Raw genomic sequence first — 23,723 nt, 5'->3', positions numbered from 1 at the left:
TATTAGAGATTGGGAAGGGGAAAACCATCATGGCAGAAATGAGTCAAAGAACCGTAGAAACTGTTCAGCGCTGGCTGAATGATCACCACGTGGATGAAGAAACCAAGGCCGAGCTTCGCGGGATTGAAACCGATCCGCAGGAGCTGGAAGAGCGCTTTTACCGTGATCTGGAGTTTGGAACCGGAGGGCTTCGCGGCATTATCGGTGCCGGCAGCAACCGGATGAACAAATATACGGTGGGCCGTGCGACGCAAGGCTTCGCGCAGTTCATTCTGAAGCAGCATCAGGGCTCGGGCCAGCCATCGGTGGTCATTGCCCATGATTCCCGCCACTTCTCTCCGGAGTTTGCCTTAGAGGCAGCATTGGTGCTGGCAGGGAACGGCATTGCAGCCAAGCTGTATCCTTCGCTTCGTTCTACGCCGCAGCTGTCCTACAGCGTACGTTACTTGAACGCCTCGGCAGGGATTGTCATTACGGCTAGCCATAACCCGCCGGAGTATAATGGCTACAAGGTGTATAACGCTGAAGGTGGACAGCTTGTACCGGATGAGGCGGAGCAGGTGATCAGCCTGATTCAGGAGGTAGACTCTTTTGCCGCAGTGAAGAAGCTGACACGGGAGGAAGCAGAGCAGCAGGGATTGCTGGTCTGGCTGGGTGATGACGAGGACGAAGCCTTCATAAACACGGTGTCAGGCCTTAGTGTGAACCGCGAGCGTATCGCCTCCAGCCTGAGTGACGATTTCCGGATCGTGTTTACACCGCTTCACGGAACAGGTAATCAGCCGGTGCGCCGCGTCCTGGAAGGAATCGGCTTCAAGCATGTGCATGTGGTAGAGGAGCAAGAGCAGCCCGATGCAGATTTCTCCAGTGTGAAATCTCCGAACCCGGAGGAGCGGGAAGCCTTTACCCTGGCGATGAAGCTGGGAGAGCAGGTGGATGCGGACATTCTGATCGGTACAGATCCCGATGCAGACCGGATGGGTGCTGTCGTGAAGAACCGTGACGGCGAATATGTAGTGCTGACGGGCAACCAGTCCGGTGCGATCATGATTCACTATTTGCTGAGCCAGCTTAAAGAAGCAGGCAAGCTGCCTCAGAACGGAGCGGTCATCAAGACGATTGTCACGAGCGAGATGGGTGCAGTCATTGCAGAGCATTACGGCGCGGCGGTGCTGAACACCTTGACCGGCTTCAAATATATCGGGGAGAAAATGACCCAGTTTGAGAACAACGGACAGCATACATTCCTGTTCGGCTATGAGGAGAGCTACGGTTACCTGGCCGGCAATTATGCCCGCGACAAGGATGCAGTGCTGGCCTCCATGCTGATCTGTGAGGCAGCAGCCTATTACAAAGGCCAGGGCAAGACTCTGTATGACGTGCTGCAGGAGCTGTATGAGCAGTTCGGCTATTTCCTGGAGGGCCTGGAATCCCGTACTTTGAAAGGAAAGAACGGAATCGCGCAGATACAGGGCATCATGTCCGACTGGCGCTCCAACCCGCCGCAGGAGCTGGGGAGTGCTGTTGTAGAGAAGGTGCTGGATTACGCGGAAGGCCTGGACGGACTGCCTAAGGAGAATGTGCTGAAGTACATGCTCTCGGACGGCTCCTGGTTCTGCCTGCGTCCATCCGGTACGGAGCCGAAGATCAAAGTATACTTTGCTGTAAGAGGAGCTTCCTCGGAAGAAGCGAAGCAGAAGCTGAAAGATTTGTCATCGATCGTGATGGCACGCGTAGACGCATAACATAACATTTCAAGAAAGGGCGGCAGGCAGGAAGCGACGGCGCCGCCCTTTTTGAACAGGCCGGGATTTTGAAGGATGGCCTCGCAGAGCTGCGGGCAAGTACCGATAAATCCCGTCATTTGAATGAGGGGGAAATTTTTGTGGTTCAACAATGGAAGCGCTGGAGTCTGGCTGCCCGCAAGTGGCTATGGATTCTGGTTGCCCTGGGTGTGCTGTCTGCGCTCCCGGTAGGCTATGACCGGCTGCAGACGGAGTCAACCTCGAAGCAGGTAGAGCTGGTGTTTGATTATCGTGATTTACTGGATATTTCCGTGTATCGAACCTATCCGGAAGCTTACATAACGGAGCAGCTGGACCAGCTGAAGGATGCCGGTGTCACGAGTATGGCACTGTTCGAGAGCACGCTGGAGGAATTTATCAAGTCCGGCCGGATTGTTGTGTATGATGCGCAGCAGGCGGCTGATTTAACGGAAGAGGCGGTGTCGCGCCGCAACAACTTTACGTATGTCGTCTTCTCGACAGCGGAAAGCGCGGAGACCATCAAGCCAATCATTGAAGCGACCTTTACCCGCCTGGACATTCCGGTAAGAGACTGGGAATATAACGGCTCTGACGGTCTGATCCTGGAAATACCGCGCGTTGAGGCAGGGCTGAAGCCGATGGCGCCGGATCCGATCACGATGGACATGCTGCGGGAGAAGGGTTTTAGCATTGTTCCAAGACTGTCCGATACGCTTCCGTATAATGAAGAGTACATGACCAGCCTGATGGCTTACTTTGCGGATTACGGTGTGCAGCGGCTTCTGTTCGATGGCGATGCGGCCAAAGGCTTCAAGAATCATGAAGAGGACAAGAGCCTGACGCATTTTGCCGGTCTGCTGAATCAATATGATATCGGCCTGATCGCGATTGAGAACATCAAGGTGCCGCAAAAAGGCTTTGAGCTGCTCTCGTATCTGACGGATTACAATGTAGCCCGGCTGTATTCTCTAAGCGAGCGGGATGCTGCGCTGGATCCGAAGGTGATCAGCGACCGCTTCGTGCTGGCGTCGAAGGACCGCAATATCCGCATGTTCTATCTGAACGCGGAGCCGCTTCGCGACGGGACACAGGGAACCATCACGGACCCCATTAACAATCTGGTGGAGGCACTGGGAGAGACAGGCCACACCATCTCGGACATGGAACAAAACGGCTTTACAATGGGGCCTGCGGAAGCCTTTGAGGTGTCCGAGTCCTCGCTGCAGCGCTACTTCAAGCTGGGCGCGCTGATCGGCGCTCTGGCGCTGATTACGCTCATGATTTCGTATTTTATTCCACTGTTGACTATTCCGGCCTTTGTGATCGGACTGATCGGAACGGCAGGCTTGTACGTTCTGAACAGCGAGCTGATGGAGCAGGCGGTCGCGCTTGCTGTCACGATCAGCGGTCCGACCGTGGCTATGATTCTGGCGGTACGCAAGGTGACCGAGAGCAGCAGCCGTGTGGGATCAATGAGCACCGGCAGGCGCTTGACTCACGCACTGGTGCTGTTCATCAAGACGACGGTGCTCACCCTGGCTGCTGTGCCGCTGCTGGTGGCACTATTGAACAATGTAACTTACATGCTGGTTCTGGATCAGTTCCGGGGCGTGAATCTTTTGGCTGTAGCTCCTATGGGCTTAACTGCTATTTATGTGCTGCTGTATCGCGGAGGACAGGCCTCACGGGCCGGAATCCAGACATTATTGAACACGCCGATAACACTGCTCTGGGTAGCAGCGGCCGGGATCATTGGCATTGTAGGCATGTACTATTTAAGCCGGACGGGCAATGCGGGATCCGTTTCTTCTATAGAAATGGCGTTCCGATCCTTCCTGGAGAATACATTTGGCGTGCGGCCGCGGAACAAGGAGTTTCTGCTTGCGCATCCAGTGCTGCTGCTGGGACTGTTCCTGTCCTTTAAATACCGCCATGCCGCCTACCTGCTCATTATCGGAGCGATGGGCCAGCTGTCCATCGTAGGTACGTTCACGCATCTGCATTCCCCGCTCTATATTTCGGCGGTTCGCGGACTGCTGGGACTGGGGCTGGGCTTGCTCATCGGGCTTGGACTGATTCTCGCCTGGCAGATCGGGGAAAGGATTTGGAAATCATGGTCTCATCGGCTAAAACCATTGTAATCTCAGGTTATTACGGCTTCAGAAACAGCGGTGATGAAGCCGTTCTGAAATCGATTTTGACGGCGCTGGAGGAGGAGGGCAAGGCGGCAGGGATCAGGATTGAGCCTGTCGTTCTGTCCATAGATCCGGAATGGACTGCGGCTACTTATGGTGTCTCTGCGGTTCACCGCATGAAGCTAGGCGAGGTGCGCAGAGCGATTGCGGCAAGTGACGGCCTCATCAGCGGCGGGGGAAGTCTGCTTCAGGATGTGACGAGTCCCAAGACCATTCCGTACTACCTCGGAGTGATCAAGCTGGCGCAATGGGCGGGCAAGCCCACTTTTATATATGCTCAGGGTGTCGGGCCTGTGAACCGGAGATTATTCTACCCTGCTATCCGTTCAGTCCTGCGGAAATGCACCTATATTTCAGTACGGGATACGCAGTCCGGCGAGCTGCTTCAATCCATGGGCATTGCACCAGACGTGATCCAGGTTGTCCCGGATCCGGTCATGGGACTTCCGTTACCGGAGGCATTGCATCAGCGCGCTGGTGATGAGCTGCCGGTAATCGGCATTTCGGTGCGCTTCTGGGATGCACAGCGACGGGAGCTGAACGCGATTGCCGAAGGACTGAAGGCACTGCTGCGGCAGCGTCCCGTGCATCTTCGTTTCCTGCCCTTTCATCGTCCTGATGATGAGGAAGCGTCCCGGTATATTACCGAGCGCTTGGGTGATATTACAACCTATGGGGGAAAGATCAGCTATTATGTGGAGGAGCAGCAGCCGCAGGATATGTTGGCAGAGGTCAGCCGCTGTGACGTCGTGCTCGGCATGCGGCTGCACAGCCTCATCTATGCGGCCAATCAGAGCATTCCGCTGATCGGAATCTCATATGATCCCAAAATCGATCATTTTCTGAAGCGCCTGGACAGCGCTCCAGTGGGCCGGAGCGAGGCACTGGACCCTGAGGATCTCAAGCGGCTGCTGATTTCCATGCTGGACCATGCAGAAAGCTGGAAATCAGAGCATGAAGCACAAATCGGGCGGTTAAAGCAGGAGGCACAGCTGCCTGCCCGCCATATTGCACAATATTTGGGTACAGAGGGTGAGTAAGTTGAAGCAGGCATCGCCTTTTCCTACCGTTCCAATCTTCGGCATTCCTTTCTCCAAGCTGGATTTCAAGGATACGGTAGCTTATTTAACGGAAGCCGTGGAATCGGGGCGTCCCCATCAAGTTATTACAGCCAATCCTATCATGGTCATGGCGGCCCTTGAGAAACCCGCCTACAAGCAGATGATGCTGGGGGCAGACATCATTGTGCCGGATGGCACCGGCATCGTATGGGCAGCCAGCAAGGGCGGGGAGCCGGTGGCGGAGCGGGTAACCGGCTTCGATCTGGTACATGAGCTGTTTCGGGCCGGAGAGATGAAGCGCTGGAGGTTTTACCTCCTCGGCACGACGCCGGAAGTGATTCAGGCAGCAGCGGAACGGTTACAAATGCAGTATCCGGCGGCAATTGTGGCCGGATACCGTGATGGATTTTTTGGACCGGAGCAGGATCAGGAGGTTATTGCAGACATCCGCAAGGCAGAGCCACATATTCTTCTCGTGGCCCGCGGCGCAGAGACGCAGGAGCCCTGGATTGCAAGGTACAAGGAGGACCTCGGTGTCCCGTTGATGATGGGGGTTGGCGGAACCTTTGATATTGTTTCCGGCAAGTCCAAGCGGGCGCCGAAGCTGGTGCAGAAGATGAGAATGGAATGGCTCTACCGCTTGCTGCGCGAGCCGACCCGTTTCAAACGGATGCTTGCTCTCCCGAAATTCGCCGTAAAAGTGCTGCGCGAGAAAGAAAACGTGACGAAATGAGACAGGCAGTACTGCTTTTTTCGTGAAAATCACTGAAATTCGCCGAAAATTGGTATTGGATTTCAAGGACGAAGGGAGTATAATTCAACACGGTAGAACCATAATGGGGGTTGAATGATTACAATGTTACCAGTATACGTAATCGGGTTTATTGTGTCGCTGGCGCTGGCGCTGGTGCTGACACCGCTCGTGAAGAAGTTCGCGATCAGAATCGGTGCTGTGGATGTCCCGGATGCCCGTAAAGTGCATACCAGAATTATGCCCCGGCTTGGCGGATTAGGCATTTATCTTGCATTTGTGATCGGATTGATTGCCGTACTTCCCTTTATTCCGGACAGCCTGTCGGCGCGGGATGCTAACTTTATGAAGGCCTTTCTGATTGGCGGCTCCATGATCGTATTGATCGGAGCACTGGATGATCGTTTCCAGCTATCCGCCAAGGTGAAATTTCTGGCTCAAATCGCGGCCGCTTGTGTGGTCGTATTCGGATTTAATATTACCGTTGACTTTGTAAATATTCCGTTCCAGGATGCCTACTCTTCACTGGAGACCTGGATTGCTGTACCGCTGACGATCTTCTGGATTGTCGGTGTGACGAATGCGATTAACCTGATCGATGGACTGGACGGCCTTGCTGCCGGCGTCTCCGGGATCGCCATCGGCACGATCCTCGTAATGTCCCTGCTGATGGGCTATACGATGGTTGCGATGCTCTGTCTGCTGCTGCTTGGTGGAATTATCGGCTTCCTGTTCTTTAACTTTCATCCTGCGAAGATCTTCATGGGGGATGCAGGCTCGCTCTTCCTGGGCTTCAGCTTGGCGATGCTGTCTCTCTTGGGCTTTAAGCAGATTGCGATCGTGTCCTTTATTACACCGCTCATTATTATCGGTGTTCCATTGTCGGATACCTTCTTCGCGATCGTGCGCCGCAAGCTGCAGAACAAGCCGATCTTTGCTCCGGATAAAGGTCACCTGCACCATTGCCTGCGGGAGCTGGGCTTCAGCCACCGCCAGACGGTGCTGCTGATCTATGCGATTGCTGCTTTCTTCGGTGTATTGGCGGTCATTCAGTCTTCCGCCGCACTGTATGAGGCAAACTGGGTTACGTTCGTGGTCATCTGCTTCATGATGTTCTTCATGCAGATTGGTGCGGAGGTCATCGGCCTGGTTAGCAAGACCAAGCGCCCGCTTCTCAGCCTGATTAGCCGGATGCGCGTGCGCTCCAATGCCGATTCCGGCAGTAAATAATGGCGTCAGCAATTCTAAATTTATTATTCGTGATATAGCGCATAAGTACGAACCTCACCTGGAAGCAGGTGAGGTTTTTTGTGATTTCGACTAATTAATGGAGAGTTACCTGCCGATATAAAAGGGTATATGACTGCTCCAAAGATCTGGTACAGGACTGGAGTTGAATTCGAAGGAGGCTACTATGTTAAAAAGACTACTGTCCATCATGCTGACGGTCGTTATGGCTGCGGGCCTGATGCCCCCAGCCTTCATGGAAAGCGTTAAGGCTGCAGGAACATCATTCTTGTTCCCGCAGGAATATTACAATCTGGCGTCCCCGCCGGTCTCAATCTCAGAGAAGCTGAGCTTGAACGGTACGCTGTCCGGCGTCAGTGACAGCAACATCTCCTATGATGTTTACCAGATCACCAAGACGCAGGATGGGAACGGCAATACCGTCCAGAAGGACATCATCGACCGTCGTGAGGGCATCACGGGCAATATCAATGCCAGTGGCCAGAACATTCAAGTCAGTGAGATTCAGCTGTTCCCAGGCCTGAACAAGATTGTGTTCCACGGCAGACAGGGCTCCAGCACAATCACCGACAATCCGATCTATGTGGAGTATCGGAATGGCCCGTCCCTTTACAACTTGAAGGCGTATCTGTCTCAGGGCAGCCGGGATGTAGAGCTGAAGGAGAACGATTCTGCAGTGCTGATCGCTCCCGTCGCGACGCCATTCTACGGAGTGGATAAAGCGGATATCAGCATCACAGGCAGTGCTCCGAGTGCAGAGAAGATTACCGTTGAAGTGAACGGCAAGATCTGGAGCTACAATCTGTCCAGCTATAATAACTACGAATTTATCGCTTCACCAGTCAGTGTTAACTCCGGCAAGAATATTGTGAAGCTGACGGTGTATAACAAGAATCAGAAGCTCGAAACTATCCGGGAAATAACCTTCTTTAACGGCCGGACGACCTTCTATGATGTAACCGCGCTGCAGAAGAATGCCAGTGGCAGCGTGCTGAGAGAGTCAACAGACATGACGGCAGGAGCCGATTTTCCAATTGAAACGACAGCAGGCGATCCCATCTCCGCCAAGGGTAAGGTCATAGTTCCTGTAGTGAACGGAACTTACCCTACCTCATTGACATACACCTTCAGCGGCGGCGCAACCGGGACCGGTACGATTCCGCTGACGTTCGATCCGTTGTCATCCCCTTCTAACGGGTATATGATCGGGGAATTTGTAACGAGTGATGTCAGCTCCTACACGCTGGACAGCAGAGTAACATTGAGCATGCGGGCGGGAGATACGACCGGAGATGCGTATGTGACGCTGCGGGATATGAATCGCCCGTACGTGGCCGAGATTAATTATCTCAATGGCTATACCAGCGGGATGTCCAATCAGCGGCTGCTTGGTTTGACAGGCAGTACGCTGGACGGCGCAACCATCACTTCCGTGCCGACTGCGGTAGAAGTGCTGGTTGTGAACGGTACAGGACATAACATTCAAATCAGCCGCATAACCGACTCCAAAGGCAATACCCTGGCGCTGTCGACGTATCCTCAGCTATACCAGGATACTGTGGTGAAGAATATTAACGGCCGACCAACTTATCTTGACCGGTTCATTCTAGAGCTGACCAGCCTGCCGGCCAACGGGTATCAGAAGCTGACGTTTCGTATCGACGGTCCAAATGGAGGAGATACGAAGGATGCTGCGGTAACACTGCTCTATGGACCGTTTGTCCAGTTCACAAGCATGGTCGATGAGCAGATGATTTCAGTGGATACCTCCAATATTTCTTCGGCAAGTGATACCGTAGCAGATGCGCTCAGCCGTATGAGCGGTACACTGAACAATGTCCCGAACCGCAGTGATATTATCTACAGCGGAACCGGACAGACTGTGTACTTGTATGTGAATAATGTAGAGGTGCGTCTGGAGTCTGACGGAAGCGATGGCTTCAGATTGGCGGGAGGCCTTACCAATCAGGATTTATATAATCGGTTTAGTACCGGACAGAATACGGTGCGCTTTGTGTACCGTACAACCAAGAATACGTACGAAAGAACCTATAAGGTGAACCTGCTGCCGCTCAACGTACCGACAATTCCGGCGAAGGACACCTTGGGCATTATCCCGTTCCCGTACCTGGGCTATAATGACAGAGCACCGGACCAGCTGGACGCACGTTTTGAGAAGTCCGGTTCCATCTACAAGACCGAAGAGAGCCGCATGAATGTATACGGCACCTTTGATATTTTGAATCTCGGAGGTAACCCTACCGAAGTAAATAACAAGTTCGGTACGATGACCACTGCGGACAAGCAGAAATACATGCTCCAGATCGTGTCTCCGAAGATTGATGGCAGCGACCAGACTTATACCTGGACTCTGGACCATGAGTTTATTGTAGACAATGTGAGCATGAATGCTTCCAATCCGGTACCGGGACTGACTGTGTACTACCATCCGGACAAGAAGAGCTTCTCCTTCATTCTGAGAGACCAGGAAATACCGGCTGACGGCACACCGAAGGTATACACGATGAAAGTGTTTAACAATGGCGCCGGCGGACCTTCTGCTTCCCAGCGTCTTGAAGTCATCAAGATTACGAAGCCGATTAACGTGCTGCGTCCTGTAGTCGGGAAGAGAATCGTGAACCAGAACTTTGTAGAGGTGATCATTGCTTCCGACCAGGCCTCTGAAATCTTGATTGGCAAGGAAAAGGCAGAGAAGTTTGCCTATGATATTGATTATGACGGTGTTATTGACTATCCGAATGCTTTCCGTATTCTGGTGAAGGATCTCAAGCCAAACAAGGCGAACGAGATCGATATTGTGGCCGTTGTCGGCGATGATGAGGTGGAGCAGTCAATCTCCATTCAATACGTTCCGGTTAATATTCCGGGAGCACAGTACATGATGGAGATGAAGACATCTCATAAAGTGTTCGACAATGCGCTTTCCCTGACGTTCCAGCGGGGCACCAGCCTGATCCGCAGAGATTATAACATTCCGGAGCAGCTGAAGAATCAGGTGTTTACAGGACATGATATTCTGTTTGCGATCGGCAACAGTGAAGACGGGGTTGTAAACCGTTATGAATTCGAAGGTGTGCCGATTGATTTCGACAACATGGTAGCTACAGGCCGCCGGGAGTTTATCAGTAACTTCCAGTCACGTTTCGTGAAGTCGAGTCCCGTATTCTGGATTGATCCGGGTATTGCAGACCGGGTAGCAACGAAGAGTGATTATGACCCAACCACGTACGGGGTGGATCCGTACCAGTTTGCGGGCTCCGGCATGAGAATGTTCTACGACCGAATTCCAGAGGATGAGCTGGTTCCATCCAAGGTGGGAACGCTTGAGTTGTCTTACGATTCAAGCATTTCGGTAGAGGCAGGCAAGCTGATTACGGTTTTCCGCTACAACCCGGACATTAAGAAGTGGGAAAATATTGGCGGTGTAGTGGATGCCAAGAAGCATACCATCGAGGTGCCGTTTGATCGGTTTGGCTACTATGTTGTCGCGAAGCTGGGATACTCTTATCAGGATATTGTAGACCATCCATATGCCAAGGATTTTGCAGAGACGCTGTATGCTAAAGGAATCATGAACGCATTTGATCCGACGAATGAGTTCGGGATGTCCAAGTATGTATCCAGAGGCGAGTTCACAACGATGATCGTGAAGTCGCTGAACCTGCCGCTGAACTACATGGGACCGAAGCACTTCTCCGAGCTGCCTTCAGATCCGACACTTGTGAATCCGGACGGGCTGTATGATTTCCGATACATCGAAACAGCTGCAAGAGCTGGTATTGTCCGCGGTACTCAGCCGCAGTATTTCGATGCTGCGAATTCCATTCAGCGTCAGGATGCCGCGGTCATTATTGCCGGCGCACTAAATATGAAGCTGGAGACCGATCGAGACAAGATTGATAAAGGGCTGCAGAAGTATTTCAAAGATTATGCCGAGATTAACTATTATGCACGTCCAAGCGTACTTGCGATTGCGAAGAAGGGCTTCATTCAAGGCTCTCTTGTAGACTCGAATGATCCGTCGAAGGGTTATATGTTTAACCCGAAGGCGAGAACGCTGCGTGCAGATGCCGCCATCATTGTGGCGCGTGTCATGGTAGACCTTAAGAAGCTGCCTAAGATGTAATAGAAGGCGAGAGAGCCGGGGAATCCCGGCTCTTTTTCCATGAATCAAAGCTAGTAATATTTGTCAGACCAGTTACAGATCTTTGAAATTAAATAGGGAATGCGCTACAATAGCGAAAGCACATAATATTTTTTAGAGGGTGAAATGATTTTATGAAGCCGAAGTTATCGAAAGCCCAGCTGGATTATATGAAAGCGAAGACACAGTTCGAAGATAAAGCCAAGGTTATGGAGAAGAAGATCGAGCTGACTCGCAAGAAGGTTCCAGAGATTACTCAGGAGGTCATGGAGGGGCTGGTTCTGGAGACAGGCTTCCATGATGCCTTTAATGAATTGACGCTGGCGGAGAACGCCTTGATTCAATGGTCACATGTGACGATCAAGCATGAGAAGGAATACCGCGACAACAAGAACCACATTGAGAACATGTACAGCAAGCTGAACGAGGATCCGCAGATGCGGGCGCAGATTATTCAGCTCGCGATGAAGATTCGTTAGGACAGGAATGAGGACGCCGATGAGGCGTCTTTTTTTTGCTCTTTAGGGGGCGTATTACTGCGTTGTTAGCACCTTTTTGGGGTAATCAATCTTGGCTTTCAAAAAAAACGAAAAAAAATTGAGAAACATCCGCAACTTTTTCCCTCCCTTAACGTTTAAGATGTAGAGCACAACGAGATGCCCAACATATACCGGCGTAAGAAACATATCTCTTCCTTAGAAAAATGTTCTTTACGGCATTTGGCAAGCATTGTATAATACCTTAGGTGGGATTCTAGGAATCTACAAAAAGGGTCAGTGTTCGACCGGTTACAAGTTTCTGTGATACCCGTCACAGACATCATTTATATGATTTCTGCTCAACTCGGGGAAGGAGGTGTATCGGCTAATGAGTAACAAGAGCTATCAATCTAAAGAAAATCCATTATATGTTCCTATTCAAGGAGGAGACAAAAAGGTTATGAAGAAAATTTTATCCGTAGCACTGTCTACAGCAATGGCATTCTCCATGTTTGCTGGTGTTGCATTCGGTGATGACAATCTTACTGCACAACAAAAGTTTGACGTACTTAAAGAAGCTAAAGTCGTAGCTGGATATCCAGACGGCCAAGCTCACCTTGACAAAGAACTGACTCGCGCTGAGTTCGCGAAAGTAGTATCCACTCTGATGGGTCTGCAGCCAATCACTGGCCAGCTGTCTTTCAAAGACAAAGGCTACACATCCTCTAACTGGGCTGTTCCTTACATCGAAGCAGTTTACTCTGCTAACCTGATGGAAGGTAAGAGCACTACGAAGATGATCTTCGACTACAACGGTAAAATTTCCGTACAGGAAATGGCTACAGTTCTGGTACGTGCACTGAAGCTGGAAATCCCTGCTGAAGTGAACAACAACGCTTCCACTTGGGCTAAAGGATATGTTCAAGCTGCAATCAACAGCAACATCATCTCCGCTTCTGCGAACCCAACTGCGAACGCTACACGTTCCCAAATGGTAGACACTGCTTACGCAATTTACCTGGCTGAGCAACAGCCACAAGTTATGTCCTACGAAGTTTCCGAGAACGGCAAAGTTGTTACCTTCAAACTGGCTAACAACGAAGCTGTGAAAGTAACTCTGGAAACTGCTTTGGCTCCTAACACAGCAACTGAAGTGAAGTTCTCTAACGGTGGCTACGACTACACTGAGAGCGTAACTTGGGTTGTAACTGACGCAACTAAAGTTGAGAATGTATCTGCATCCAACCTGCGTGAAGTTGTTGTAGGATTTGATGGTGAGGTAGATCCTACTACTGCTGAAGATGAAAGCAACTACAGTATTGCTGGTTTTACTGTAAAGAATGCTGATCTTTCTAATGACAGAAGAACAGTGACTCTGACAGTTGCGGATAGCACTAATGCTAATGCAGGATTGACCAACCAAAAAGAATACAAGCTGAGCGTGATGAACGTTCGTGCAGGAAGCAAAGTAATCTCTGCAACTGACGTTAAATTCACACCGGTTGACGCTGCTCTTCCAGTAGCTCAATCTGCTCAAGCTCTGGGTAACAAAACAATCAAGGTTACTTTCAGTGAGCCTGTAATGAACGCAACAGTTAACAACTTCAAAATCAACAACAACAACGTTTTCGGTGCTACTGAAGTAACTGGTAATGTTGTGATCTTGAAGGTGTACAACACTCTGCCAAATGGCGAGCACACACTGAACGTAACTGGAGTATCTGACTTCTCCGGACTGAAGAACCTGTCTTCCGATCTGAAATTCACTGTAGTTGAAGATGTTACTGCTCCAACTGTAGCTGGCGTTGAGAAAGCTACATTCGAAGAAGTAACTCTGAAATTCAGTGAGCCGGTAGACAAAGCTTCTGTGCTGGCTTCTAACATCTACTGGATGCAAGGCTCCAGCAAGCGTGTTGCTTCTAGTGTAGAAGCAATCAGCGATGATACTTACAAGTTTACTTTCAACTCTACTAACAAGCTTGTATACACTACTGACCTGATGGTTGAAGGCGTAAGAGACTACTCCGGTAATGCGATTGCGGCTAACACTAAAGTACAAGTGAGCCCAGTTATCGACCAAACTCGTCCAGAAGTTGTAAATGCAACTCTGAAGAACAATAACAAGACTATTACTGTGAAGTTCTCCAAGAACGTAGGTAGCTCTGCATTGACTGCATCCAACTATGTAGTTAAGGATGCTGACGGTAAAGAAGTTTCTAAGCTGAAGGATGTCACTCGTGTTGGTGGTGATTCCAAAACAGTTGAAGTAGAATTGTATCAAGCCTTGTCCCAAGGCAAGAAATATACTCTTGAAATTGCAGGAGTAGCTGATACAACAACTCTTCAAAATGTAATGCTTCCTTACTCCAAGGAACTGACCATTGGAGATACAACTGCACCTACAGTAACTAATGTATCTTATGTGGCTGCAAACAACAGTGTCGTTGTTACATTTAGTGAAGTGATGGCAACTAGCGGCGACGGCGCGATTGTTCTGCCTGAGAAATATTCTTATAGAAATGAGAATAATGCTTGGCAAACTCTGCCTTCGGGTACAACGGTTAACGTTTCTTCTGACGGCAAGTCTGCAATCTTGGTGTTCCCATCTGACGTAAGTGTTTCTTCTAAAGTTAAAGGCTTTGAAGTGAGACTTGTTAAAGACGTAGCAGGTAACTACCTGGAGAATCTTCGTGACACAAGAGATACAATTGGTGAAGCAAATGCTATTGCATTAAACGCAGCTAACGCTACAGCTACAAACAAGATTGAAGTTGTGTTTAGCCAAGCTCTTCAATCCGGTTCTGCACAGATCAGTGACTTTACTGTGACAGCTGATAATGAAGAACTAGCTGTAAACTCTGCAGTTGTAGACGGCTCGAAAGTTGTTCTGACATTGTCAGATAACAACAAATTGGATGCTAATGGCCAGTATGATGGTGAACAAGTTAGTGTAGCTGTCAAGGCTAATGCTTCCTTGGCTACTCCAGCTGGTAAGCAAATCGCAGGTGCGGCAAACACAACTGTTCAAGATAAAATTGCTCCAGCAATCAAAGAAGTTGCAACTACTGTGAGCACTTCTACTTATGCCTTTAACGTTACATTCACAGAGGCTATTGCAGCTGATGCTAACAACGCTTACGACTTTGAAGTGCGTGTAGACGGCAAGACTCTGCAAGCAGGAGCTAGCAATGACTACACAGTCCGAGTTGGTACTGGTATCAATGGTGATGTAGCTACTAACGTAGTTGTTGTCGACCTTGCTGATGCTGTAGGTACTGCAAACAAAGGTAAAGTGGTTGATGTTCGCGTCAAGCCTTACCCAAGCTTCCTGAAGGATACTGAAGGTAACCTTGTATCTGGCAACGACAGCTTCTACTCCACATTTATTCCTAACAACTAATATTAGTTGACCTTAAGAGGTCCGCCTTCGGGCGGGCTTCTTTTTTTCTAACTTAACCGGGTAGGGAGGAATTTGTCTGATGAATAACAGATTGAAACAAGTTTCAATAATAACAGGAATTGTTAGTCTGATAGGCACGTGTATTGTTGGGTTGAATATAGCCTTTAACCCACCTGTCAACAGCGCCAGCCCCAACACCCAGCCGGGCACTGCTGACGATCCCGTCGTTACCAAGAGCTATGTGGATCAGCAGATCCAGAAGGCACTTGGAGGCGGTGGAGTGACTCCGAATCCGTTGGAGCCGACAGCGCCGGCAGTGGATCCCACTGCGGTGAATATTGTAACCTTGAAGCCCGGGCAAATTCTGATCGGCAAGGCTGGAGCTGAGTTTATTGTTCGTTCCGGCCTTGCGGTCATCTATACGCAGGATAAAGACGGCGTTGCCGATCTGACGGACGGTAAAGACCTCGTCAATGGTGAGACGGCACCGAAGAATCATCTGTTATCTTTTCCGCGCGATGGACGCGGTATTCAGGTGAAGCAAGGGCAGAGCCAAAGTCTGGTTGTCATGGTCCGCGGCGGCTACGCTGTACAATAAGCTTGTTATAATTATTGCCAGGATAGGCAGTCATTTATACGTGTGAAGGCCTGAGTACGGTCACATACTATCGTTGAGAATGTTATTATTCCAGGAGGTGTGTGAACCATGGCCAGCAGAAATGCAAGACAGCGGCAAGTCGTTCCAGAAAGCCGGCATATGCTGCATCAAATGAAGTATGAAATCGCCGCCGAATTTGGTATTATTCCTCATTCCTCACCTACTGCCTATGGCGCCGACACGGAATTTGGCGGAGAGCTCGGCGAGATGGGTACCAGGGGCTACAATACTTCCCGCAGACCTGGATGGGGGCATTATACCTCGCGTCAAAATGGTTCTGTCGGCGGAGAAATTACGAAGCGACTGGTCCGCCAGGCGGAGCAGGGGATGTTCGGCTCGTTGGGAGATTGATCCTTGCAAGGTACGTTTCAACACCGTGCAGCATACCCTATATAAAGTGGTGGCTATCTGGATTGACACCAGGTATTAAATACGATATTATGCATGTTGAGGATTGTACATCAAACCTTTTCCAATCGGAAAAGGTTCATTTTTTGTGTAAGACTTGTCGTTGTTAAACACACTATCCATATGGGAGGTTGATCTTTATGACTTTAAAAGGGCGCCGCTTGTTTACCTCGGAATCCGTGACGGAAGGCCATCCGGACAAGATCTGTGACCAGATTTCCGATGCTGTACTCGACGCTTTTTTGGCCAACGATCCCAACGCGCGCGTTGCATGCGAGGTATCTGTAGCTACTGGTCTGGTTTTGGTTATCGGTGAAATCAGCACCAAATCCGAATATGTGGACATTCCGTCCATCGTACGCAATACCGTGAAAGAAATCGGGTATACCCGTGCTAAATACGGTTTTGACTTCAACACCTGTGCGGTGTTGACATCCTTGAATGAACAGTCTGCGGATATCGCCCAAGGCGTAAACGCGGCGCTGGAGAATCGTGATCCTGCCCAGATGGATAAGGAAACCGAGAACATTGGTGCGGGTGACCAAGGCCTGATGTTCGGCTTCGCAACGAATGAAACCCCGGAGCTGATGCCGCTTCCGATCGCCTTGTCCCATCGTATTGCACGCCGCTTGTCGGAAGTGCGTAAGAACGGTACACTGGATTACCTGCGTCCGGACGGTAAGACGCAAGTAACGATCGAATATGATGGCGATCAGCCAGTGCGTGTCGATGCCATTGTTGTATCTACACAGCATGCTGAAGAAGTGACTCTGGAGCAAATCCAGAAGGATATTAAAGAACAAGTTATTCTTCCTGTTGTTCCGGCAGAGCTGCTGGACGGCGAGACGAAATATTATATTAACCCGACAGGGCGCTTCGTCATTGGCGGTCCTCAAGGGGATGCCGGTCTGACCGGACGGAAGATTATCGTAGATACCTACGGCGGTTATGCCCGTCATGGCGGCGGTGCGTTCTCCGGTAAGGATCCGACGAAGGTTGACCGTTCTGCAGCGTATGCAGCACGTTATGTGGCGAAGAACCTCGTCGCTGCAGGCCTTGCTGACAAGTGTGAAATCCAGCTGGCGTATGCGATCGGTGTGGCTACACCGGTATCGATCAGCGTGGACACTTATGGCACAGGCAAGGTGAGCGAAGAGAAGCTCGTCTCCCTGATCCGCAATAACTTCGATCTGCGTCCTGCAGGCATTATCCGCATGCTGGATCTGCGTCGTCCGATCTACAAGCAGACTGCAGCGTATGGACATTTTGGCCGTACCGATCTGGATCTGCCTTGGGAGCGTATCGACAAAGCGGACATCCTGAAGGAACAAGCAGGCATCTAATTCTTAACTGATCGTTACCAAAGCCCGGTACCTTAGCTCTTCTGAGCGGGTATCGGGCTTTTTTTTGTGTTTTTTTCACCGAGTAAGAGGAAGGACTCTAGCATTTCTTTCAGGATTTTCGTAACTTTTCCTAATCTATGAAGTCTATTAAATAGAGACTTTAACGTTCAGCATGTCTGGGCTAAATAGATGGGAGAGTTCATAGAGCAATGAAACGCAAGGAAGCAAGGAACAGAGGCAAGCAGGCAGGCGGTAGAAAATGGCTGGTAATAACGTTGGCTGGTGTGATGGGCATGACTCCGGTGCTGGGGAGCGGACTGCCGTTTGGACAGGGACTGTTATCCGGATATGTGGTAGAAGCCGCGTCAGCATCCAGCGTCACGAAGCTGGGCGAGGAGATCCTTACCTCGGGTGCGGTGCTGATGAAGTACCAGATGAAATCCGGCACGCAGACGACACTGGCTGATGTGATTCGGGTGGATCTGAACAATAAGTATGTGAAGCTGGATGTGATGACCGGGACCAACAATCAGTTCACGGCCAGACAGAGCACCGGGGGCATGGCGCAGGAGAATGGTGCGGTTGCTGCGGTAAATGGGGATTTCTTCATTACAGGCGGGCAAGGGGCTCCCATGGGCGGACAGGTCGGAAACGGAATTCTGATGTCGACTCCATCCCAGCTGCAGGGCATGTACGCGTTCCTGGTCACGAAGGACGGGAAGCCTATGGTGGATGAGTATACCTTTGAAGGCAGTATTCAGGCAGAGAATGGTGCAGTCTTTCCGCTCGCGGGCATGAACAAGTCGGCCTATGTGCCGGAGGGTGGAGCCTCGAAGTACAGCCACCTGGATGCGGCATATATCTACACGGGCGCATGGAAGGCGATAGAGCGGCCAACGAACAGCTCGACAACGCCAACTGAGGTTATGGTGACGAACGGCGTTATTACCGAGATTTCCTCCATGGGGGGCATTCCTTCCGCCGTGCCGGAGGGCAGCTATATACTGAGAACACACGGAAAAGCGGCCGAGTTCGTCCGCAATCAGCTGGCGGTGGGTCAGACTCTGACTGCTAATTATTCGCTGGTATCTAAGCAAAGCGGCGCCCGGGTGAACCCGGACAGCCTGCAGATGATGATCGGGGGACACACTTTGCTGGTCAATGGGGGCAAGGCGTCGTCCTTCACGAGAGATGTCAGCAGCATTGGCGGGACGCGAGCACGGACGGCTGTAGGCTATTCCAAGGACAACCGCTATATTTATCTGGTCACGGCCCAGAAGAATAGCAGCAGTGCAGGAATGTCTTTGAGTCAGCTGCAGGAATTTATGGTCAGCATCGGGGTGTGGAAGGGGCTGAATCTGGATGGCGGCGGCTCCACAACGATGGTTCATCGTCCGCTTGCTGAAGGTTCCACGAAGCTGACGTTCAACACCGAATACGGCACCGCACAGCGGAGTATCGTGAATGCACTGGGTGTTTTTTCGACAGCGCCCAAGGGGTCGCTGAAGGGAGTCAAGATCAGCGGCGACACTACGCTCCTGATCGGGCAGGCAGGGCAGTATCAGTTAAAAGGATACGACACGTACTACAATCCGGTGGATATGGGCAGTGTGAATACCTCATGGAAATCGAGCAGCGGCAGTCTTAAGGTTAATGGAAGCACCATTACGGCGGTCAAGCCGGGAACCTCCACATTGAGTGCAGCCAGCGGCAGTGCCTCAGCATCGATGAAGGTCACGGTGCTCGGCAGTGAGGATATAAAGGAGCTTCGCGCCGGTACGCCTTCCGCACCGCTCGCAGCGGGAACAACGGTATCGGTGCCGGTTACGGCCGTGCTGAACAACGGTTCAAGTGTTGATGTACCGGACAGCGCCCTGCAATGGGAGTTCTCTGGGTTCCAGGGCAAGGTCGCGAACGGACAGCTCACGGTATCCTCGGTGAACCCGGGGACACAGGTCGGCTATGCCATTGCCCGCTATGACGGCTTCAGCACCGTAGTAGTGCTGTCGAGTGCTGCTGAAAGCATGTGGGAGGATTTTGAATATACAAGCTATCCCATCAGCTTTACGACCAATGTTGCCGCAGTGACCGGCAAGGCTGCCATTGTACAGGATAATGATACCAACAATCGCTCGAAGGTGCTGAAGCTGGATTATGATATGACCGGCGGCATCGGTCAGAAAATGTACGCCTACGCCGAGTTTAACGGTACGACAGGCAAAAGCGTGCCTGCCACCGCAGCCTCCATGTCGCTGGATGTGAAGGGAGACACCAGCTTCAATTGGCTTCGCGCAGAGTTTAAGGACAAGAACGGCAAGACCGCTTATGTAGATCTGGCCAAAATGATCGACTGGAGCGGCTGGAAAACATTAAATGTGGATTTGAGCGCCTACGGGATTGCTTTTCCTGCGCAGCTGAAGCGGGTCTATGTAGTCAATGTCGAAGAAGGGCAGGATGAGCGGTCGGCGACGGGCTCGGTTGCTTTTGACAATCTCTCGTTTATGATGCCATCCTTGTCGAGTGATGCCGGATTGCCGACAGGAACCGCGCAGATGAGCATCGGACAGAAATCGATGACGGTGAACGGCACCAAGATCGCTACTGACGCAGCACCGCTGCTCAAGGACGGGACGACTTACGTGCCGATCCGCTTCGTGCTGGATGCCTTTGGCGGCCAGGCCGGCTGGAGCGGAGCAGATCAACGCGTGACGGTTTTGCGGGGCAGCAAGCTGCTGGAGCTGACGGTCGGGAAGAAGGAGCTGGTGCTAAATGGGAAGCGAATGACGTCCTCCGTAGCACCGATGATTGTAAGTGGAAGGACTTTAGTCCCACTTCGTGTCGTTTCTGAACAGCTAGGACTGACTGTAAAATGGGACAACAATAACAAGACCGTTACGATCCAATCATGATATGGTATGATGTGTAGTATGAAACGTTAGAAATGGAGTAGAGTGCGTGGATTATCAAGCTGATGCCATTGATCGTGTCATAAAGAACGCCATCCAGGTGATGGAGGACAGCAAATACCAGATGTTTGAAATATTGGAGACGGCCCGCGATGAGCTGGTGTCTCTCAATCAGGAACTGCAGCAGGTATTGAAGGAAACGACGGAAACCTTGGAAAAGGTGGACCAGCTGGAGATGAACTACCGCCGCTCCCGGATCCGGCTGACAGAGGTCAGCCGGGATTTCGTCCGGTATAAGGAAGAGGACATCAAACAGGCGTATGAAAAGGCAACACAGCTTCAGCTTGATCTTATGATCTACCGCGAGAAAGAAATGTACCTGAAGGCGCGGCGGGATGAGCTGCAAAAAAGGGTGCGAAACGTTGAGCATTCGGTGGAACGCGCGGAATCCATTGGCTCTCAAATGGGCGTAGTGCTGGAATATTTGTCGGGTGAGCTTGGACAGGTATCCCGCATTATTGAGTCTGCCAAGAACCGCCAGGTCATTGGCTTGAAGATTATATTAGCCCAAGAGGAAGAGCGGAAGCGAATTGCGCGTGAAATTCACGATGGCCCTGCCCAGCTGCTGGCGAATCTGGTGCTGCGGACAGAAATTGTGGAAAGAATGCTGACGAAGCAGGAAATTAAGATGGTGCAGGACGAAATAGTAGATTTGAAGGGACAGGTTCGATCCAGCCTGGAGGAAATGCGCAAGGTGATTTTTAACCTGCGTCCCATGGCTCTCGATGATTTGGGACTTATTCCTACTCTTCGCAAGTACGTGCATGATTTTGAGGAAAAAACAAAGATCCGTACGTTGTTCGAGACAAGGGGCAATGAGCATCGCCTTTCTTCAGCCATGGAGGCGGCGGTGTACCGGCTGGTCCAGGAGGGCCTTTCGAATGCGGCCAAGCATGCCTATCCGACGTACGTGCTGGTGGAGCTGACCTACCAGGCCCAGATGATTAAGATTGTGGTCCAGGACAATGGACTGGGCTTCAAGGTCGAATTGCTGGAGCAGAAGAGCAAGGACCACTTTGGATTAATCGGCATGCGCGAGAGGGTCGAGCTGCTTGAAGGGAGAATGGAGATCAATTCCGCCGAGAATGAGGGCACCAAGATCGTGATCCACATCCCGACGAACGTAGAGAAGAGAAAGGAGTAACAGGATGGAGCTTATGGATAATGAAAAACCGGTCATTAAAGTGCTTCTGGCGGACGATCATCAGCTGTTCCGCGAAGGACTGAAACGAATTCTGAATATGGAGGACGATATCGACGTCATCGGCGAATGCGGAGACGGCATTCAGGTGCTGGAATTCTGCAATGTCGAGAAGCCGGATATCGTGCTGATGGATATTAATATGCCGACCGAGAACGGCGTGCAGGCAACGGAGAAGCTACGTGAAATGTTCCCGGAGATCAAGGTCATTATTCTATCGATTCATGATGATGAAAGCTACGTGTTTGAGACGCTTCGCAAAGGGGCGAACGGGTATCTGTTGAAGGATATGGAGGCCGAGTCGCTCATCAACGCGATCCGCTCGGTGCACGAGGGCTTTGCTTTTATCCATCCAAAGGTGACTGGCAAGCTCATTCAGCAGCTGCGCCGCATGACTTATGTCAATGAAGCGGGCGCGATGGCCGAGGGCACGTCGCGTGAAGCCGGCGTGAAATTTGTCGCAGGCGACAACAATCCGCTCACCCGCCGGGAGGCGGAAGTGCTGCGCCTGATGGCGGAGGGCAAGAGCAACAAGATGATCGGGGAGTACCTGTTCATTAGTGAGAAAACCGTAAAGAACCATGTCAGCAGCATTTTGCAGAAGATGGAGGTCGACGACCGCACGCAGGCCGTGATCAACTCTATCAAGTATGGCTGGGTGACGCTGTAAGCGGCATGTCCCAAGGTATGGGGGCCGCTTGCGGATGGAGGGGAATCGCCGGAGGGCGGTTCCTTTTTGCGTTGGGGGGAGGCGCATAAATGCAAAAGAGCCCTGAAGGGCTCTGATGAAGGTGTTCTTATTTAACTGCTGCAAGGGCGGCTTCTGCTTCAGCAATATCAGCTTGAATTCCAACAATAGATTTGTTGTGCTCCACTAGCTGCTCTTCCCAGAAAGAAATCATTTCAGGCGTCTCTGCGAGCTTCAGTCGGTTGATTTCGGCCGTGACGCGATCACGGGCATCCAGTGCTTCCTGCAAAACATCTTCTTTTAAAATTTTTAATGTTGTTTCAATCTCGGTTTTGCTTTTTCCCAGGTATTTATTGTTGCTGACCGGGATTGCAGTGTCTTTGGGGATTTCTGTCTTGATAATGATGGTTCTGCCGTTAATGTTCAGGGAACCGCCCAGGGAGTCATTAACGCTTCGAAGAGGTACATGGGCTTTGTTATCCACCACAATAGCTTTGTCGGTCAAAAGCTTGCCGTTGACATTAACTGTGTACTCCCCGGCTACTTTTTTGCCGATCATGCTTTTAACCTGGTCTGCCATAGCTACAGTTGTTGTAGAGAGTACAGCACCAATCAAGACTCCGCTAAGTACGTAAGCAGACTTTTTCATATTACACGCCTCCAATATGTAAGTGATTTAGACACCATATAATGCCAAATTTATAATACCCGCAGATATAATGTTAGAAACAGTTCGTATTATATATTAATCAGCACTACCTGGGCATTCACTCACCTTGCTGGAGGTGGCAGCATATACTGCTGTATACGAAGGAGGTGAGTCTCATGGTTGCCCACTTGCTAGGCATCCTGATCACATACGCTGCAGCCGTTGCGCTGGTGCATGGCGTGCACGCCCGATACATCAAGCAATGGCAGGGACGGCGCCGGGCGGTGCATTATGTGCTGGTAACCTCCAACCATGAGCGGCAGGTGGAATGGATCGTGAGAGCCCTTTCACTATATGCTCTGTTGAGTGGTGTCCGCGTGAAGGCAACGATGCTGGATGAGCAATCAGCGGACGAGACGCTGGCGATTATGGGAAGAATGCAGAACCGCGCGGGAATCGAGCTGGTATGGGTCAATATGGATGAGGACGTTCGAAATGAGCTGAAGCATGAGCTGCGCAGCACTTCCAGACAAGACGATGACAGCATCTACATCGATCTGCGGATGGGAGGCGAAGGTGCCCGAATTCCGTATTGGTAGGAGACAGAATAGGTGGTATACCCCAAGGTTCAGGATGTGAAGCACACACTCGGCCGCGATGGCGAGGGTGTGCTTTTTGAGCTGCGCTGGAAAGTATGAAGGGAAGAAGATTATATTGCAGCTAGGCTATGAGAGGGAGGGTCCAG

General features: G+C 51.0%; 16 protein-coding genes. 15 read left to right on the top strand and 1 reads right to left on the bottom strand.

Annotation, left to right across the window (positions count from 1 at the left end; all coding sequences use genetic code 11):
• Positions 1–29 precede the first annotated feature (29 nt).
• The 14 genes from E6C60_RS19245 to E6C60_RS19180 all read left to right on the top strand — a co-directional run bounded on the left by E6C60_RS19245 (position 30) and on the right by E6C60_RS19180 (position 22,311).
• A complete protein-coding gene (locus E6C60_RS19245; protein ID WP_138227281.1) occupies positions 30–1,745 on the top strand; it encodes a phospho-sugar mutase in 1,716 nt (571 codons plus the stop codon).
• A gap of 140 nt (positions 1,746–1,885) precedes the next feature.
• Positions 1,886–3,907 (top strand): DUF5693 family protein, encoded by a 2,022-nt coding sequence (locus E6C60_RS19240; protein WP_138227280.1) that lies wholly within the window; start codon positions 1,886–1,888, stop codon positions 3,905–3,907.
• Positions 3,880–5,001: a polysaccharide pyruvyl transferase CsaB gene (csaB, locus tag E6C60_RS19235; protein ID WP_138227279.1), complete on the top strand. Its 1,122-nt coding sequence runs from the start codon at positions 3,880–3,882 to the stop codon at positions 4,999–5,001. Before E6C60_RS19240 ends, csaB begins: the two co-directional genes overlap by 28 nt.
• 1 nt (position 5,002) lies before the next feature.
• Positions 5,003–5,755, top strand: coding sequence for a WecB/TagA/CpsF family glycosyltransferase (locus E6C60_RS19230; protein ID WP_138227902.1), 753 nt, complete (start codon positions 5,003–5,005; stop codon positions 5,753–5,755).
• Positions 5,756–5,878: 123 nt separating this feature from the next.
• Positions 5,879–7,003 (top strand): glycosyltransferase family 4 protein, encoded by a 1,125-nt coding sequence (locus E6C60_RS19225; protein WP_138227901.1) that lies wholly within the window; start codon positions 5,879–5,881, stop codon positions 7,001–7,003.
• Positions 7,004–7,187: 184 nt separating this feature from the next.
• Positions 7,188–11,168 carry an S-layer homology domain-containing protein gene (locus E6C60_RS19220; RefSeq protein WP_138227278.1) on the top strand — a complete coding sequence of 1,327 codons (3,981 nt, stop codon included), beginning with the start codon at positions 7,188–7,190 and terminating at the stop codon, positions 11,166–11,168.
• Between the two features lie 152 nt (positions 11,169–11,320).
• Positions 11,321–11,665, top strand: a complete 345-nt coding sequence (locus E6C60_RS19215; protein ID WP_138227277.1) for a hypothetical protein — start codon at positions 11,321–11,323, stop codon at positions 11,663–11,665.
• 388 nt (positions 11,666–12,053) lie between these two features.
• On the top strand, positions 12,054–15,065 hold the full coding sequence (locus E6C60_RS19210) for an Ig-like domain-containing domain (RefSeq protein WP_138227276.1): 3,012 nt from the start codon (positions 12,054–12,056) through the stop codon (positions 15,063–15,065).
• Between the two features lie 79 nt (positions 15,066–15,144).
• The gene (locus tag E6C60_RS19205; RefSeq protein WP_138227275.1) at positions 15,145–15,663 is read left to right on the top strand and encodes a hypothetical protein; all 519 of its coding nucleotides are present in this window, start codon (positions 15,145–15,147) and stop codon (positions 15,661–15,663) included.
• A 108-nt stretch (positions 15,664–15,771) separates the two neighbouring features.
• Positions 15,772–16,074, top strand: a complete 303-nt coding sequence (locus E6C60_RS19200; RefSeq protein WP_138227274.1) for an alpha/beta-type small acid-soluble spore protein — start codon at positions 15,772–15,774, stop codon at positions 16,072–16,074.
• Between the two features lie 197 nt (positions 16,075–16,271).
• Complete coding sequence (metK, locus tag E6C60_RS19195; protein WP_138227273.1) at positions 16,272–17,474, top strand: methionine adenosyltransferase; 1,203 nt, start codon at positions 16,272–16,274, stop codon at positions 17,472–17,474.
• 209 nt (positions 17,475–17,683) lie between these two features.
• Positions 17,684–20,383, top strand: a complete 2,700-nt coding sequence (locus tag E6C60_RS19190) for a stalk domain-containing protein (RefSeq protein WP_138227272.1) — start codon at positions 17,684–17,686, stop codon at positions 20,381–20,383.
• A 46-nt stretch (positions 20,384–20,429) separates the two neighbouring features.
• Positions 20,430–21,584, top strand: coding sequence for a sensor histidine kinase (locus tag E6C60_RS19185; RefSeq protein ID WP_138227271.1), 1,155 nt, complete (start codon positions 20,430–20,432; stop codon positions 21,582–21,584).
• A 4-nt stretch (positions 21,585–21,588) separates the two neighbouring features.
• Positions 21,589–22,311, top strand: a complete 723-nt coding sequence (locus E6C60_RS19180; protein WP_138227270.1) for a response regulator — start codon at positions 21,589–21,591, stop codon at positions 22,309–22,311.
• Positions 22,312–22,438: 127 nt separating this feature from the next.
• Here E6C60_RS19180 and E6C60_RS19175 read toward each other — a convergent pair whose 3' ends face one another.
• Positions 22,439–22,978, bottom strand: coding sequence for a 2,' 3'-cyclic nucleotide 2'-phosphodiesterase (locus E6C60_RS19175; protein WP_138227269.1), 540 nt, complete (start codon positions 22,976–22,978; stop codon positions 22,439–22,441).
• Between the two features lie 176 nt (positions 22,979–23,154).
• Here E6C60_RS19175 and E6C60_RS19170 point away from each other — a divergent pair, with 176 nt between their 5' ends.
• Positions 23,155–23,577, top strand: coding sequence for a hypothetical protein (locus E6C60_RS19170; protein WP_138227268.1), 423 nt, complete (start codon positions 23,155–23,157; stop codon positions 23,575–23,577).
• Positions 23,578–23,723: the final 146 nt, after the last annotated feature.

The organism is Paenibacillus algicola (genome assembly GCF_005577435.1).
In the GTDB taxonomy this organism is placed as follows: Bacteria; Bacillota; Bacilli; order Paenibacillales; family Paenibacillaceae; genus Paenibacillus_AQ; species Paenibacillus_AQ algicola.
The sequence above is the reverse complement of the archived record's forward strand: the minus strand, read 5'-3'. Positions and strand labels throughout refer to the sequence as shown.